The organism is Dactylococcopsis salina PCC 8305 (assembly GCF_000317615.1).
In the GTDB taxonomy this organism is placed as follows: Bacteria; Cyanobacteriota; Cyanobacteriia; order Cyanobacteriales; family Rubidibacteraceae; genus Halothece; species Halothece salina.
In genome coordinates, this window is the sequence record NC_019780.1 from 296,461 (window position 1) to 312,113 (window position 15,653).

The following is a 15,653-nucleotide window of genomic DNA, read 5'->3' on the forward strand; positions in this document are numbered from 1 at the left end:
GAACTTTTTCAGCAAACCCTAGTTAGTTTGCTCCTTTGAATTAATTATGGCAGTTACAACCGCATCAAAACCCCTTACCCTAGAAGAGTTCCTGAAGTGTCCCGAAACTAAACCAGCGATCAGTGAGTTTATAGCAGGAGAAATTATTCAAAAGCCAATGCCGAAAGGAAGACACAGTTGTTTACAGTATGAAACTTGTCATGTAATTAATCAGGTGACAAAAAAACAAAAAATTGCTTATGCGTTTCCCGAACTTAGATGTAGTTTTGGGAATCGATCGCTCGTCCCTGATATCGCTGTCTTCCGTTGGGATAATATTCCGTTTCTAAATAATGGCGAAGTACCCGATCGATTTTCTCTCCCTCCTAACTGGGTGATTGAGATTCTATCTCCAGAACAAAAACCGAATCAGGTGATTGGAAACATTTTGTACTGTATCGAAAAGGGGAGCGAGTTGGGTTGGTTTATTGACCCTGATGATCACAGTATTTTAGTATTTTGGCGCGATCGCGCTCCTAGTCTTCAACAGGAAAATGATTCTCTCCCCCTCCTGTCTGGAATCGAATTAGAACTAACAGTGGATCAGCTATTTAGCTGGCTGAAAATGGGAATTTAAGTAATGTCTCGCCCCTATTGGAGAGTGCTTCGCTTTCTCGTTCTAATCGTCGTTACGATCCTATTTACCGTTTTAGGATCAATTCCCGTTCAAATCGCTATTACCAAAATTCAAGTTCCTGAACCCCAAGCAATTTTTATGTTAGGGGGAGACTTTTCTCGCGATCGAGCGACTGCTGAATTAGGGAAAAAACATCCCAACCTTTCGATTTGGCTCTCTGGGGTTTATGGCGGAACCCGTAAAATATTTGTGGAAACTAACATTGATCCGAGTCGCATTCATTACGACGATCGAGCGACTGATACGGTGACTAACTTCACCACAATGATCAAACCACTTCAACAAAACCAAATTCGCCACGTCTATCTCGTCACTTCCGATTATCATATGAGACGTTCTCTGATGATCGCAACGATCGTGTTTGGTAGTCGAGGGATGATTGTAACGCCTGTACCAGTCCCTTCTCAACGAGAAGAAGAAACGCTCTTGCGAGCAATACGGGATTTAGGTCGCTCGATCGTTTGGCTATTTACAGGGCGCACTGGAGCCAGTCTGAAGGGAAGATTCAATACTGCGACAACGGGGAGTTACTTCCTAGCGCAGATAAAAGCCGATTCCGTTATGAACCCGAGCAGCAGTCGCTGGCGGACGATTGATGATTTCACCGCCAAGATAGAGTGAGGTGGAACTACCGCCGTCTAAGTTTAAAGCATCGATCGCGCCCAACCGTTGTAAAATCCTAGTCGCTTCAGCGAGAGTGGGTCCTTTTCTTTCGATACCATCACCCATTGCCACTAAAAGCAGTTTTCCTGATCGGGTGAGAGCGATCGCGCTTCGATCGGCTTTCTGATTGATAAAGGCTTGACTAAAGTTTTCTCCTGCTGCATCTAAGACCATCTGTCCATTTTTCAGCAGTAACGGACCAGCGGCGAGAACATGGGGATAACCAGCCAAACGAGGAGGAAACGTCTGATTTTGCAATTGTAACTTCATTCCCACTGCCAATTTAGACGATAATTCTGGTTGACCCCGTATTGTTAATAAATAACCGTTACGGGGAATAGTAATTGTTTGATCTTGATCAAAATTTCCAGTGATAAATCGTTGCACCGTTTGATTTTCCACAACAACGATCGTTTCCTCATCGGTGAGGGGAGTATAAGTGAATCCCCAAGTAGGGGTATAACGAGCGATTCCAGACTGCACATAGCCGCTATTTAAAGCCTGTAGAGAAAATCTTTCTCCAGCATCGGTGATCAGAGTTTCCTCGTAGCGCAATCGATCCATTGTTATTCCTCCTTGATTATCCCACCCGATCGCGCCTCGATTTAAAATTGGGCTAGAATACCATTCCCCCTCTCGTTTAATTGCACCGAGGGGTAATTTTGTATCACGGTTAAAAAAACCACCATTAATCCCTAGATTTGCCCGATTTTCTTGCCCCATCTTTGCTAAAGTAGTAATTCCTTGCATTTGCTGCAGATTCCCCCAAATCGGAATTAAATCTAAATTGGTTAAACGCGGATCAATTTCCAGCCAAGTCACCGCAAACGCTGCTTCTCCTAACGGAATATAATCTTGTTTCCAGTTAATCCCCGATGACCAACGAATCTCTCGAGATTTTAGGTGATCTGCGCGTAAATCAATCACTAATCGGTTAGGATTCGCCAAAGTGCTAACTCGCAGCTTGAGAGACTCTGGTAATTGAATCTGAAGCTGAGTTTCGTTTGCTTCGGATGTGACGACCAAAAGAGGCTGATCTGTTTCCGCTTCTTCGATTTCTGGTGGTGGGGGAAACTGTTGACTAATTTCGGGAGGAGTAAAAGCAGGAAGGGTTAAGGTTGCTTCCCTTCTTCCTTGTTTCTGTTGCCAAAGAATGGGACGATCTAAATCGATAACAATGCGGTTTCCCCATGACTGTTTTCCGATGCGAATTTCTTGCACTTGTGCGGGATTAGTGGTGATTTCTAAGCGATTCTGAAACACAGCAATTTGTTCGCTGCTCTCCCTTAAAATCGGTGTAAAATCTAGATAACGATCGGTTTCGAGATGTTGTGCGGTAAGGGAATAAGCAGAACGATTTTCACCGCCAAACCACCACACTGGTTGCATCTGTGGGCGATCGTTGCTAAGCAATTCTAAACCAAGACGTTGTTGAGCGGAAGCATCCGTAATCCCAAGATAAGTTTGATTATTCGTTTGCCATTGTCGCCAACTGACGGGAAGTTTATTCCCATTAAGACTGATTTCCTCTCCTCTGCGTAAGATAGTTATATCGGAAGAAGTGGGTTGAGCATAGCTAATCCTCGCCAAGAGAATACAGATCACTGTTGTGGTTAAACCCAGTCCAATTTTAGTTAACAACTGATTCCATCTCATGTTAATGTTTGATCCGTCGAGAGTCTGTTTTATTGTCTCATTTACTGGAATCACTGAGTAGCGAATATCTGAGAGAATTTGTTTAAACAGTAGGGTTTGCAAGGCAAACCCTACTACAATCATCTTTCGCTTCACAAAGATGCTAATCGGAGAAGTTTATAAGAAGTTTCGCATCGATCGCGCAACACTACGATTACATCTTATGGCGCAATCTCTCCTTACATTTTCTCCCTTCTCTCAGCACCCTAATCACTAATTTGATCACCCATTTTCGTTCTTCGCAGGAAATAGAAAATAATCCCGAAAACCCGTCTTTAATTGCCGACTTAATTGAACACTTGCGGCGCGATCAATGCTTAATTATTCTCAATAATTACGAACCCCTAAAATAACACAATTTACTCTCATGCCGATGTTAAAAAAATATCTGACCTTATCCCTATCCCCCCCTCCCCCTTCTCAAGAAAGATAAATTTTAAAACTCATGTAAATCTTCAGGGATTGGTAACAACTACTGTTATGATGCGATCAGGATGCTTCACGTTAAACGGAAGATTTTCAATTTTAGATTAACCTAATAAAGGTTCTTATTTGTTATGCCATTTACCATAGATTCAGCCCGCAACATTTTTCCGAATACCTTAGCGGCGGATGCTGTTCCCGCCACGATCGCGCGTTTTGAACAATTAACTGCTGAAGATCAATTAGCACTGATTTGGTTTGCCTATCTGGAAATGGGTAAAACCATTACCATTGCGGCTCCAGGGGCTGCCAGTATGCAGTTTGCGGAAAGAACTCTTGAGCAAATTCGGAAAATGAGTTTCCAAGAACAATCACAAGTTATGTGTGATTTAGTAAACCGAGCCGACACGGAAATTTGTCGCACCTATGCCACCTGGTCCCCAAACATTAAACTCGGTTTCTGGTATAAACTGGGAGAATGGATGGAAGAAGGAATCGTTGCACCAATTCCCGAAGGATACCAGCTTTCTGCTAACGCTTCCGCCGTGTTACAAGCGATCCGAGGGTTAGAATCGGGTCAGCAAATTACCGTCTTGCGTAACTCTGTGGTTAGTATGGGCTTTGATCCTAACAAAATGGGAACTTATACCCCTGTCACCGAGCCAGTTGAACCCCCTCAAGAAGCATCTGAACGACAGGAAGTCGCAATCCCAGGAGTAACCAATCCGACGATTTTGGCTTATATGAATAATATGAATGCCAATGATTTTGATGCTCTCATTGAGTTATTCCTTCCCGATGGCGCGTTACAACCTCCCTTCCAGCGTCCAATTATCGGTAAAGAGTCAATTATGCGCTTCTTTAAGCAAGAATGCCAAAACTTAAAACTGCTTCCTGAAAATGGCGTAGTTGAACCGGCTGAGGATAATTACACTCAAGTTAAGGTAACTGGAAAAGTTCAAAGTCCTTGGTTTGGTGCAAAAGTAGGGATGAATATTGCCTGGCGTTTCCTTCTCGATCCCAATGATAAAATCTTCTTCGTTGCGATCGATTTATTAGCTTCCCCTCAAGAGTTGATGAATTTTGCTCGTTAAGAGGCTGAATGCTGAAATAGTTTTTGAATCAGAATCGGAGCGTTTTTCTTGCAGAAGAATGCTCTTTTTTTTGGCGAGAACCATCATTAATAGTAATTGATCCCATAGACAGTTTCAGATGAGTTTGGTAAGCTGTAAGTTCACTCAACATTGAAATGGGATCATGTCAACGACTGAAAATTATTGGTCTAGTACAGAAAAAGAAATCGCACAAAGAGCCTTTGAAAAAGCTCGATCGCGCGAAATAAATACTCTAATTGAAACAGTTCGCAATGCCGCGAGTTCCGTCAGTAACCTTGATGAAATCTGGCGATTACACGATTATCTAAGCTCAAAAAGATATGAAATTGATGGGAAATATGATGATCGGGAATCGGTGCTAATTTTTGTCTTTTCTCAGCTAGTGAAAGAAGGATGGCTGAGTGTTGAAGACTTGGAAGGGTTAAACTCAGATAAAATTGCGAAATTAAACGCTTTAGCTAAAATGTAACATCGCTCCCGAAAGCCCCCCAATCATCGGGGGGTTGGGGGGATGATCAACAATCAAAGCGAAACCCAACACCGATTCTAGGGAATTACCTGAACCTGATCTTACCAGTAGTTTACGAAACCCAACCGCCGACTTAGGTGGGGTTTCGTCTCACTGCTTACCACAGTTTCTTCCCTTTGTCAAATTTTCTACGGAAGTAGTGCGTTTAGCTTTACAAAAATTGATGTGAATAAATTGATTTGTCAAGGGGGTCGATCGAGTAACAATTAACCATTCCTCGCCGTTTGAATGAGGTATTTTTATTTTTTGCACTAATTCCCATTATCTAGAAAGACCTTACCATGAAAAATGTTGATGAGCAAGTCCACCCGCGAAAAATCTCGGAAATTCGTTCTGATTTACGGTTCGTAATATAAGCAATTGCAATCAGCGAGAAAGTAAAGTTTAGAATTGCTAATATTGGCGCGATGGGTTTCTGTTTCCTTAAATAGGTGGGAAGGATGACTTGATCAACTTATATCATTTTGAAAAAGTCAAGTTACAGTAATTAACTCACTCATTGACCGTAGGGTTTGCCTTGCCCACCCGACAAGATGTAACATCTACCTTTTAAATTTGTCTGTGTTGGGTTTCGCTACTCTCTACAAGGGCATACGTCTGTGTTGGGTTTCGCTACTCTCTACAAGGGCATACGTCTGTGTTGGGTTTCGCTACTCTCCACCCAACCTACGTCTCACTCATTGACCGTAGGGTGGGCAATGCCCACCCTACAAGATGTAACTACTCTCCACCCAACCTACGTCTGATTGGTGTTGGGTTTCGCTACTCTCCACTCAACCTACGTCTAAAGCCCCCCTTTCAAAGGGGGGTTGGGGGGATGATCAACAAGACTGCTTAGATGTTTTTCTCTTCAATCACGCGATCGATGATACCGTAGTTTTTCGCTTCTTCTGCGGACATAAAGAAATCGCGATCGGTGTCTTTTTTGATTTTCTCCACCGTCTGACCTGTATTTTTCGCCATAATCTCATCTAATTGTTGACGGATGCGAAGAATCTCTCTGGCTTCAATTTCAATATCTGTCGCTTGTCGTCTCCCTTGCGTTCCCCCTAAAGGTTGGTGAATCATAATCCGAGAGTGAGGAAGGGCGATACGCTTACCTTGTGTTCCTGCTGTCAGTAAAAACGCTCCCATAGAAGCAGCAATTCCCACGCAAATGGTGACAACTTCTGATTTAATATGTTGCATGGTGTCATAAATTGCCATGCCTGCGCTAACTGAACCACCAGGAGAGTTAATGTAAAGGTAAATTGGCTTGCTGGGGTCTTCGGAATCAAGGTAAAGCATGACGGCAATGATTTGATTCGCTAAACCGTCATTAATCCCACGACCGAGGAAAATAATGCGTTCTCGATACAGACGATCATAGATATTTACCCAGTCACTGTAGGGTTGACCAGGCATCTGATAGGGAACTTTTGGAACACCAATGGGCATAAAACTTATCCTTTTCTCGCAATATTGACAGTTGTTTTTTCGTGATGCAAAAATCCAGTGGGTTAAAACCACTACTTGTAAACTTTCAGGGAACTGGACTAACTAAGAACACCCGCCGTTGAGGGAAGTTCTTTTGTGCTTTCTAAAACTCGATCGATCAGTCCATATTCTTTTGCTTCCTGTGGACTAAGATAGAACATTCGGTCAGAATCTTTAGCAATCTTTTCTACAGGTTGACCCGTATTTCGGGAAAGAATGCTTAACATGGACTGTTTATTTTCCAACACTTCCTTCGCCCGAATTTGAATATCAGTGGCTTGTCCTTGCGCTCCCTGACGAGGCTGGTTTAGAATAATCGTGGCATTGGGCAGACTAGCGCGATAACCTTTCGTTCCAGAAGAGAGAATCATCGCTGCGGTTCCCATTGCTTGACCGATGCAAATGGTATTCACTGGCGGTTCGATATAGTTGAGAGTGTCACAAATGGCAAAGGCTTCGGTTTCAAAGCCGATCGACTCGCCTCCATACCAAGATGTTCCCGTGGAGTTGATATACATATAAATCGGTTTTTCCCGATCTTCAAATTGCAAATATAGCAGTTGAGCAATGATTAACTCAGTCACATCAATCCCAATTTGCTCTTTGTACTCATCTGGGGAAACTAAAGGTAAACCCAAATAAACAATACGTTCTTTCAACAACAGGGAAGGGAGATCGGGTGGAGGGGTGCGGGTGTTTCCTCCTCCATAATAAGGAGCTTGTACGCCTCGGATTGGTGAGTTCATGTTTTCTTTCTGATAAAGATGGCTTTTTCTCGCTTGTTTCTGTAAACCTATCTTAACTTACTGCATCCATCACCTATCAGAAGCCTCACCAGTTTCGGGAAGATAAATGTTTTAGTTTTTCTAAGCGGCGAGTAAAATAATGATCGTCGAGACGGCTATATTCAAAGCAAATCGCACGGTTGAGATGGATTCCCCACGCCCAAATAAAAGCCGCAACGGTGAGAGAGGGTAAACAATCAATTTCAATTTGGCGCAAGGGGCTAATACTGGAATATCCTTGTAAGACTGCTTCTCGGACTTTAGGAGTGCAACCGCTTTGTAAGGAGACTTGATAGAATTTTCCCAAGTCAAAAGCCCGCCAACCATAACCACATTGATCAAAGTCAAAAAGCGTCAGTTGATTGTTTTCAGTGAAGTGGGTGTTTCCACTGTGAGGATCACCCCAACAAACTGTCCAAAATGGCTTGGTTTGAGGGAGGTTTTGCAGTTCTGCTTTCACCTGATCTGCAATACTGAATAAGGTTTGTAAGTCCCAAGGACGGTGTTCTAGAAAAGGGGCGATGATTTGATTCGATCGATCGATTATTAATTCGGGAGTCAGCATCGATCGCTCGCTGACAGGGGAAAAGTCGTAACTAATTTGATGGAGTTTGGCGAGGGTTTCTCCCAATTGATGGCTTTGGGTGCAGTCTAAATCACCGATCGGCACTGACCCTGCTGCGTATTCAAAAACTGTACCGTATCGTACTCCTTCTGGCGCTGCGATTTCTAAACACAGTTCTCCAGTTCGCGTCGGGAGAGGAGAAGCGACGGGAATTTTGTTTTCACGGAGAAAGCTGAGGAACTCCAGTTCAAATTGAATTTCTGAGCGCGATCGCCAGTGATGATGAGAAACACGAAAAATATAAAATCCTGTATCCGTTTCAATGCGATAAATATCACTAAGTCCGTGATACCAAAATTGACAATTTTTTACCTGACCCAGATCATAATAGGAACTGATGGCAGTGGTGACAGCTTTCGGCGCGATCGTCGAATAGGTGACAGAACACTGGAGAGCATGGGTAGGAAGTGATTTGATGGAAGATTGAGTAAGCAAGGTCAATTTGCGGTGAAAATCATCTATACCTTGCGAGAATTGTCCCTGAAAGTTAAGAAAAATTTTGTATGAGAGACTACGAAATTTAGGTTTCTTTTAGGGCGCAGCACGAAAAAGTTCATTGGTTGGTTTAGTAAGGCAAAAGGCAAGAGGCAAGAGGCAAAAGGCAAGAGGCTTGCATGCAAGAGGCAAAAAGCAAAAGGCAAGAGGCAAGAGGCAAGAGGCAAGAGGCAAGAGGCAAGAGGGTTGATTGATCGGTAGGAGGGGAAGGTTTTGATGCAAGGTTTTTACTCATATCTTAATTGCCTTAAATCCTTATTTGGTAAAACTTTCAGTTTCCCAACAGCAAACCCTATGTTAAAGTTCATCGATCGATGTGGTTCGGGAGTCGGGAGTCTCCCGTTGAGCGAGATGTTGATGAAATGCTCAATTTCCTAATCACTCATCTTGATTCACCTCTTCGGGTTCAGCTAACACCCCATTAAGAAAAATATCAGCAATTCCCTCCGCCATTTCTTTCATCGCGTGAGGAGGGGCATCAGATTCAACAATGGTATCACTAGAAAAGCCCGCGATCGTAAACATTCCCAAGAAAACTTGCGCCACCACTCGCGGATTCATCTTGCGATAAATTCCCCGTTCCATAGCCGTTTCAAAAAAGGCTTCTGTGACATTCGTCATCTTAGAAATCACCTCTGATTGGATACGTTCCCTCAATTCAGGATGAAATTGGGCCTCAAAAAAACAAACTCGCAACAACTCACCATTTTCATGTAATCGAAACATCCTTCGCTTCATTACTTGAGCGACCGCTTTATAACTTCCCATCTCACTAAGTTCTGTGAGTAAATCCGTTAAAATCTCAATCCAACCCGCCGTCGCAACCTCGACAAGAATGGCTTTTTTATTTTCAAAGTGTCGGAATAATGTTCCCTCAGCGATTCCAGCTTGGGTTGCTAAATCTTTTGTAGTTGTCGCATCGTAACCACGATTAGCAAAGAGACGTTGCGCCGTTTTTAAGACGCGATCGCGCACTTTTTCTTCTGAGGGAGGCTTTTGGGAATGATTAGCAACTTGTTGACGGAACGCTTGCATAGGACTTTAATCGGTTGAGAGAATAACTTGGTTCGTCTGACGTATCATTGATTAAGGTAACTTAGAATCAAAGCATCAAGTTAACGACTTTCAATCGAGTGTAACAGAACTTTGCATTCATTGGATTCACTCACCTATAGCAATCAGGAATGAAATGTGAGAAATAGGTTAACCTAGTTCCCCCAAGATTGGGGGCTAGGGGGCTGAAGTCTCTAACGACTCATTTGAGATTGCTATAGGCCAAGTAATTTTAGAGGAATACCGTGTTACGACTAATTATTACCATCAGTTGCATTTTCTTGCTATCGGGAACTGCTTTTATCCCCAGCGCGAAAGCAGTCAACAACTCTTCCCAAATTCAGCCTTACTTAGAACGAGTAAAAGAGCGTATTATCGAATATGAATTAGACAACGGAATGAAATTTATCATTCTTCCAGAAAAAGAAGCCCCAGTCATTTCTTTTGTTACTTATGCTGATGTGGGAGGTGCAAATGAAGAACAAAGAAAAACGGGCGCAGCGCATTTTTTAGAACATTTAGCCTTTAAGGGAACGACTGAAATTGGAACAACCAATTATCAACAAGAAAAAGCGTTACTAAACCGTTTAGATCAAGTCCATAATCAACTAGAAACAGCGCAAGAGAAAGGAAACTCAGAAGCGGTCAAACAACTGAAAACTAAATTTGAAACCCTACAAAAACAAGCCTCCCAATATGTGAAACAAAATGAATATGGGAAAATTGTTCAAACCGAAGGCGGTGTCGGATTAAATGCGGCTACATCAGCAGATTATACGGTTTATTTTTATAGTTTTCCCGCCAATAAATTAGAACTCTGGATGTCCTTAGAATCAGAACGATTTTTAGACCCTGTTTTCCGAGAATTTTATAAAGAACAACAAGTCATCTTAGAAGAAAGACGACTTCGTACCGATAACTCTCCAGTGGGAAAAATGATCGAAGAATTTTTAGGAACTGCTTTTACGACTCATCCCTATCAACGCCCTGTTATTGGTTATGAAGCGGATATTCGGAACTTAAATCGCAGTGATATTCGTGAGTTTTTTGAAACTTATTATGTTCCTGAAAATTTAACAACAGCTATTGTTGGCGATGTTGATCCAGAAGAAGTTAAAGCCTTAGCAGAGGTTTATTTTGGTCGCTTTTCTCGTCAAGAAACGCCCCCAAAAGTAACAGAAATTGAACCGTCTCAAACGGAAACTCGTGAGATTAATTTGACCCTTAATTCTCAACCCTGGTATTTTGAAGGCTATCATCGTCCAGCAATTACTGATAAAGATCATGTGATTTATGAAGTGATTTCCACTTTACTGAGTAATGGACGAACTTCTCGTTTGTATCGAAATTTAGTCGAAGAAAAACAGGTTGCGCTTTCCGCAAGAGGGATTAGTAGTTTTCCTGGGAATAAGTTTCCGAATTTAGTGTTATTTTACGCGCTGACTGCACCAAATGCAAGTTTAGAACAGGTTTCGGACGCATTAACATTAGAGATAGAAAGATTAAAAAATGAAAGGGTTTCTGATGAGGAATTAGAACGAGTCAAAACCCAAATTCAAGCCAGTTTATTACGGAATTTAGATTCAAATAAAGGGATGGCAAGACGGTTAGCCGAATATGAAGGAAAAACTGGCAGTTGGGAGAATTTATTTACAGAATTAGAAGCAGTAGCCGCCGTGACACCTGATGATATTCAGCGCGTCGCTCGATCGACCTTTACGGAAGAAAACCGCACCATTGGACGCATTTTATCCGAGAAATAACGCAGTATAAGTGAGGAAATATGAATCGAATTAAATGGTTAGGATTGGTGATTTTAGTCTCTTTATTTGTCATCATCGGAAATAGTGATTTATTGGCAAGTGCCGCCGAAAAAGAGCCAAAACACTATACAGAATTGGAGTTTTCTTCTCCTCCTGAAGTGAAACTTCCCGACTATCAAACCTTGACTTTAAACAATGGAATTAAAATTTATTTGATTGAAGATCATGAGTTTCCTTTAGTGAGTGGAACAGCAATTTTTCGCACGGGATCGCGATTAGAATCAGCAGAAAAAGTGGGATTAGCGTCTTTAACGGGAACGGTGATGCGAAGTGGGGGAACTCAACAACATCCCCCTGATCAATTAAATCAGATTTTAGAACAACGCGCCGCCTCGATCGAAACGGGAATTGGAACAACGTCAGGAAACGCAAGTTTTGATTGTTTAACTAAAGATTTGGACACCGTTTTTAATTTATTTACAGAAGTGATTAAAACCCCTGCTTTTGCGGAAGATAAATTTGCTTTAGCCAAACAACAAGTTAGAGGAAATATTGCTCGTAGAAATGATGATCCTGGAGATATTGCTGATCGAGAATTTAAGAAGTTAATCTATGGTGAAAATAGCCCTTATGCGCGGAAAGTGGAATATAACACCTTAAGCAATATCTCTCGTCAGGATGTAATTGATTTTTATCAAAGCTATATTCGTCCCGAAGAAATGTTATTAGGAATTGTGGGAGATTTTGATGCAAAAATGATGCGCGATCGCATCGAAAACGCCTTTGGTAATTGGCAAGTTTCCACACCAAAACCCAACTATGATCTCCCTCCTGTAGAAGCAAAAAACACCGATGGCATTTACTTTGTTGAACAGCCACAGGTGAGCCAATCTTACGTCGAAATTGGACATCTTGGCGGTCAATTAGACAATCCCGATTATCCTGCTTTAAGAGTTTTAAATGGGTCATTAAACGGCTTTGGTGGTACACTCTATAATGATCTGCGATCGAGACAAGGACTCGCTTATTCTGTGTATGGAGTCTGGAGTTCTCGCTACGACTATCTAGGTTATTTTATTGCGGGTGGACAAACTCGATCGAGCGCCACCGTTCCCTTTATTAAATCAATTGCGGAAGAAATCAAAAAAGTCCAAGAAAATCCCCTTTCTGACAGTCAACTCCAATACGCAAAATCATCAATTCTCAACTCATTTATTTTCAACTTTCAACAACCCTCACAAACCCTCTCTCGTCTCATGCGTTACGACTATTACGATTATCCCTCCGACTTTATATTTGAATTTCAAAAAGGAGTCAAACAAACCACAAAAGAAGATGTGCAACGAGTCGCCAACACTTATTTAAAACCAGAAAAAATGGTTAAACTGGTAGTCGGTAATCGTGATGAAATCAACCCTGATCTCAGCACATTAGACGAACCAATAACCACCGTTGATATTTCCATGTAGAGACGTTCGATGTAGAGACGTTCCATGGAACGTCTCTACATCGAACAAGACAACCAACTAATGAATTAGAAACAATAAATAACCATGGACGAACTAAGAACCGCTCTCGAATTAGCCACAGAAGAAGAACTACAACAAATTACTGAAATTTTATTTTGTCGCCGTTTTAATCCCCTCGATTATTTTGGCACACCAGAACCTACAGAAATTCAAAGTAAAGAACATGATTCTTGGCTAGACGCATTAGAACATCGTTTTCGCTTTCTCGCCGCCGATGGCTTTACCGTTTTAAGAAAGCGTAGCCAACAACTTAGTTATCGTCAAATTTTAATACGAGTTTCTAACTATTTAAAACTTTCCTATTCTAATCAACTTTCTACCACTGATCTCGAAGCCGAAATCTTCCTACATTTGATGAGTCGCGCTTGGAAAGAACTTCCAGAAGCAGAAAAAGCCTCAATTACCGCCAAAGTCCAAAACTCTCTCGCCACCGCAAAAGCACCCGCACCGCTTCCGCCGCAAATTCAACATAACCCTATGAATTTCTTGCTAAAAAGCGGGGGAGTAGTCGCCGTTAGTTCCGTTTTACGTCCTTGGTTACTCCAACAAATCGCCCGTCAGTTTGCGCTACACTTTGCACGGTATCAAGTAGCAAAAAACGCTCTCATTCGTGGCGGAACCGCCGCCGCCGCGCAAATTCAAGGTCAATTGGCACTCCGTAGCGCCCAACACGGGATGGCTTTGAGTGCCGCTCGTTATGGAGCAGTGCGAACCGTCTTTTCTTTTCTCGGACCGATTTTATGGGGCTGTTTAGTGGCTGATCTCGGCTGGAAAACGATCGCGACGAATTATGGGCGCATTATCCCCATCGTGTTCACATTGGCTCAAATTCGCCTTCTCCGTGAAGAAGACGCTAACTGGGAATTAGCATGAGTGATTGGTCAGAAGCGAAGGAAAAATTATGGCGGTGGGGACAAGGGATGTTTCTGATTTTTCCTTTACTTCCCACTTGGGGATCATTGGGGTTATTTTTGATCGCCTGTGTTACCCTCAAACAACATGGAAAAGCAGTGTTAAAACGTCCTTTAACTTGGGGATTAATCGGCTTAACCTGCTGGTTATTGCTAACAACATTTACCGCAGAATATCAGCAAGAAGCAGGATTAGGACTCGCTAATTTTATTCCCTTTTTTATTGTCTTCTTAGGAATTAGTTTACTAATTGAAACCCCGCATCAGTTACGACGATTAGCAGAATTAGGAGTCATTACTGCAATTCCTGTGGCAATTTTAGGACTCGGACAAGTAATTGGAAATTGGACAACTCCCGAAAGTTTACAACCGTTATTGGGTTGGATTTTAGCAGCAAATGGCAACCCATCGGGACGATTAGCTTCGGTTTTTATGTATGCCAATATTGCGGCTGCTTATCTGTTAGTTACCTTTACTTTCGCTTGCGGTTTGTGGGTGGAAGCCTATCGTCAACGTCGAGAAAAATTGTGGCGCTGGTTCAGTTTAAATGTCATTGTTTTAATCATCGCGTTGGCTTTGATTTTAACCAGTTCTCGCAATGCTTGGGGAATCGCTTTCTTAGTTGGTATTAGTTTTATTATTTATCTAAAATGGCGTTGGTTACTGACTTTAATCGGAATAATGATTAGTGCGATTCTTGGCGCAGCGTTCGCACCTTCTCCTTTTAATTTATGGTTACGCCAAATTGTACCGCGCTATTTTTGGGCGCGAATTAATGATCAAATGTACACCGATCGAGCAGTAGAAACCCTCCGTAGTACGCAATGGGAATTTACCTGGAATTTAATCCAAGAAAACCCTTTTTTCGGTTGGGGATTACGCAATTTTACGCCTCTTTATCAAGAAAAAATGGAAATCTGGTTAGGACATCCTCATAATTTATTCTTAATGTTAGCTGCAGAAATTGGCATTTTAGGAATGATTTTACTATTAATTTTAGTAGGGAGCGCGATCGTCCGTGCGAGTTTAATATTAAGCATTTGGTCTGCTCTTACTCCCACTCCCAAAGGGAAACAATGGCAACAAGATCAACTCATTTTTTTAACCCTTATCATTGCTTTTTGCGCGCTTACGCTTTTCAACTTCCTCGATGTCACCTTATTTGATTTAAGAATCAACCTTTTAGCTTGGTTATTGTTAGCCGCAATTAATGGGGTCGGTCATTATTACCGTCAATTAAAACTGGGACTAAAATTAATGGACTAAATGATTTTGAATCGCCCATCGTGCCAATTCTGTGCGATTATGAAGGCGCGTTTTATTCAACATATTGGAAACATGAGATTCAACGGTACGCTGACTGACGTTGAGTTTTTCCGCAATTTCTCGATTCGCTAATCCTTCCGACACAAATTGCACCACTTTTGTTTCTGTACGAGTGAGAGTAACATTATTAGGAACGTGAATTTTTGCCCCTTCTTCTAAGTCAACGTTGCTTTCATATCTTTCTTGAAAACGGTTAACTTGTTTCAGAGAAGACTCCACTTGCGCCACTAATTCTTCTGGTTCAAATGGCTTCACTAAATACACATCCGCACCTTTGGTTAATCCCTTAACGCGATCGGTGGTTTGTCCTTTTGCAGATAAAAAGATCACAGGAATCCAACTGATGCGACTATCCTCTCTGATTCGTTCTACCATCTCATAACCATCTATATCTGGCATCATAATGTCACAGATAATCAGATCAGGAATATATTTTTCTAGGATGTCCAGCACTTCTTGACCATTATCCGCACTTTTGACTTCATACCCCTGAAACTCCAGATAGTCTTGGATTAATAGGATTAAATTCGGATCGTCATCAACTAACAGTAATTGCCTTGGTTTTTGATCCCTGTTTTTGTCTTGCATA

Annotated in this window: 15 protein-coding genes; 9 read left to right on the forward strand and 6 right to left on the reverse strand. The window is 41.9% G+C overall.

The features are described 5' to 3' along the window. The first annotated feature begins 46 nt into the window (after window positions 1-46). On the forward strand, window positions 47-616 hold the full coding sequence (locus tag DACSA_RS01665) for a Uma2 family endonuclease (protein ID WP_015228116.1): 570 nt from the start codon (window positions 47-49) through the stop codon (window positions 614-616). 3 nt (window positions 617-619) lie between these two features. Next, the gene (locus tag DACSA_RS01670) at window positions 620-1,297 is read left to right on the forward strand and encodes a YdcF family protein (RefSeq protein ID WP_015228117.1); all 678 of its coding nucleotides are present in this window, start codon (window positions 620-622) and stop codon (window positions 1,295-1,297) included. On the opposite strand, the gene DACSA_RS01675 is transcribed toward DACSA_RS01670, so the two are convergent. Next, complete coding sequence (locus tag DACSA_RS01675) at window positions 1,211-3,118, reverse strand: phosphodiester glycosidase family protein (protein ID WP_015228118.1); 1,908 nt, start codon at window positions 3,116-3,118, stop codon at window positions 1,211-1,213. The genes DACSA_RS01670 and DACSA_RS01675 overlap by 87 nt on opposite strands. Window positions 3,119-3,591: 473 nt before the next feature. Here DACSA_RS01675 and DACSA_RS01680 point away from each other — a divergent pair, with 473 nt between their 5' ends. Together DACSA_RS01680 and DACSA_RS01685 are read left to right on the forward strand one after the other, a co-directional pair. Then, window positions 3,592-4,551, forward strand: coding sequence for an orange carotenoid protein N-terminal domain-containing protein (locus DACSA_RS01680; RefSeq protein WP_015228119.1), 960 nt, complete (start codon window positions 3,592-3,594; stop codon window positions 4,549-4,551). Window positions 4,552-4,714: 163 nt separating this feature from the next. After that, entirely contained in the window at window positions 4,715-5,041 is a 327-nt protein-coding gene (locus tag DACSA_RS01685) for a hypothetical protein (protein ID WP_015228120.1), read from the forward strand. A gap of 894 nt (window positions 5,042-5,935) precedes the next feature. On the opposite strand, the gene DACSA_RS01690 is transcribed toward DACSA_RS01685, so the two are convergent. The 3 genes from DACSA_RS01690 to DACSA_RS01700 all read right to left on the reverse strand — a co-directional run bounded on the left by DACSA_RS01690 (window position 5,936) and on the right by DACSA_RS01700 (window position 8,422). Next, a complete protein-coding gene (locus DACSA_RS01690) occupies window positions 5,936-6,538 on the reverse strand; it encodes an ATP-dependent Clp protease proteolytic subunit (protein WP_015228121.1) in 603 nt (200 codons plus the stop codon). A 98-nt stretch (window positions 6,539-6,636) separates the two neighbouring features. After that, window positions 6,637-7,323, reverse strand: coding sequence for an ATP-dependent Clp protease proteolytic subunit (locus DACSA_RS01695; protein ID WP_015228122.1), 687 nt, complete (start codon window positions 7,321-7,323; stop codon window positions 6,637-6,639). Between the two features lie 85 nt (window positions 7,324-7,408). Then, the gene (locus tag DACSA_RS01700; RefSeq protein ID WP_232225149.1) at window positions 7,409-8,422 is read right to left on the reverse strand and encodes a phosphotransferase; all 1,014 of its coding nucleotides are present in this window, start codon (window positions 8,420-8,422) and stop codon (window positions 7,409-7,411) included. Between the two features lie 121 nt (window positions 8,423-8,543). On the opposite strand from DACSA_RS01700, the gene DACSA_RS22380 reads away from it, so the two are divergent. Then, on the forward strand, window positions 8,544-8,672 hold the full coding sequence (locus DACSA_RS22380; protein ID WP_156800602.1) for an AraC family transcriptional regulator: 129 nt from the start codon (window positions 8,544-8,546) through the stop codon (window positions 8,670-8,672). Between the two features lie 188 nt (window positions 8,673-8,860). On the opposite strand, the gene DACSA_RS01705 is transcribed toward DACSA_RS22380, so the two are convergent. Continuing rightward, complete coding sequence (locus tag DACSA_RS01705; protein WP_015228124.1) at window positions 8,861-9,517, reverse strand: TetR/AcrR family transcriptional regulator; 657 nt, start codon at window positions 9,515-9,517, stop codon at window positions 8,861-8,863. Window positions 9,518-9,780: 263 nt separating this feature from the next. Here DACSA_RS01705 and DACSA_RS01710 point away from each other — a divergent pair, with 263 nt between their 5' ends. The 4 genes from DACSA_RS01710 (at window position 9,781) to DACSA_RS01725 (ending at window position 15,004) form a co-directional block, all read left to right on the forward strand. Further along, entirely contained in the window at window positions 9,781-11,298 is a 1,518-nt protein-coding gene (locus DACSA_RS01710) for a M16 family metallopeptidase (RefSeq protein ID WP_015228125.1), read from the forward strand. A gap of 20 nt (window positions 11,299-11,318) precedes the next feature. Continuing rightward, the gene (locus DACSA_RS01715; protein ID WP_015228126.1) at window positions 11,319-12,767 is read left to right on the forward strand and encodes a M16 family metallopeptidase; all 1,449 of its coding nucleotides are present in this window, start codon (window positions 11,319-11,321) and stop codon (window positions 12,765-12,767) included. A gap of 84 nt (window positions 12,768-12,851) precedes the next feature. Continuing rightward, complete coding sequence (locus DACSA_RS01720) at window positions 12,852-13,700, forward strand: YaaW family protein (RefSeq protein ID WP_015228127.1); 849 nt, start codon at window positions 12,852-12,854, stop codon at window positions 13,698-13,700. Next, complete coding sequence (locus DACSA_RS01725; protein WP_015228128.1) at window positions 13,697-15,004, forward strand: O-antigen ligase family protein; 1,308 nt, start codon at window positions 13,697-13,699, stop codon at window positions 15,002-15,004. The genes DACSA_RS01720 and DACSA_RS01725 overlap by 4 nt, the downstream gene beginning before the upstream one ends. On the opposite strand, the gene DACSA_RS01730 is transcribed toward DACSA_RS01725, so the two are convergent. Continuing rightward, window positions 14,993-15,652 (reverse strand): response regulator transcription factor, encoded by a 660-nt coding sequence (locus tag DACSA_RS01730; RefSeq protein ID WP_015228129.1) that lies wholly within the window; start codon window positions 15,650-15,652, stop codon window positions 14,993-14,995. The two genes, DACSA_RS01725 and DACSA_RS01730, sit on opposite strands and share 12 nt — an antisense overlap. Between the last annotated feature and the right edge of the window lies 1 nt (window position 15,653).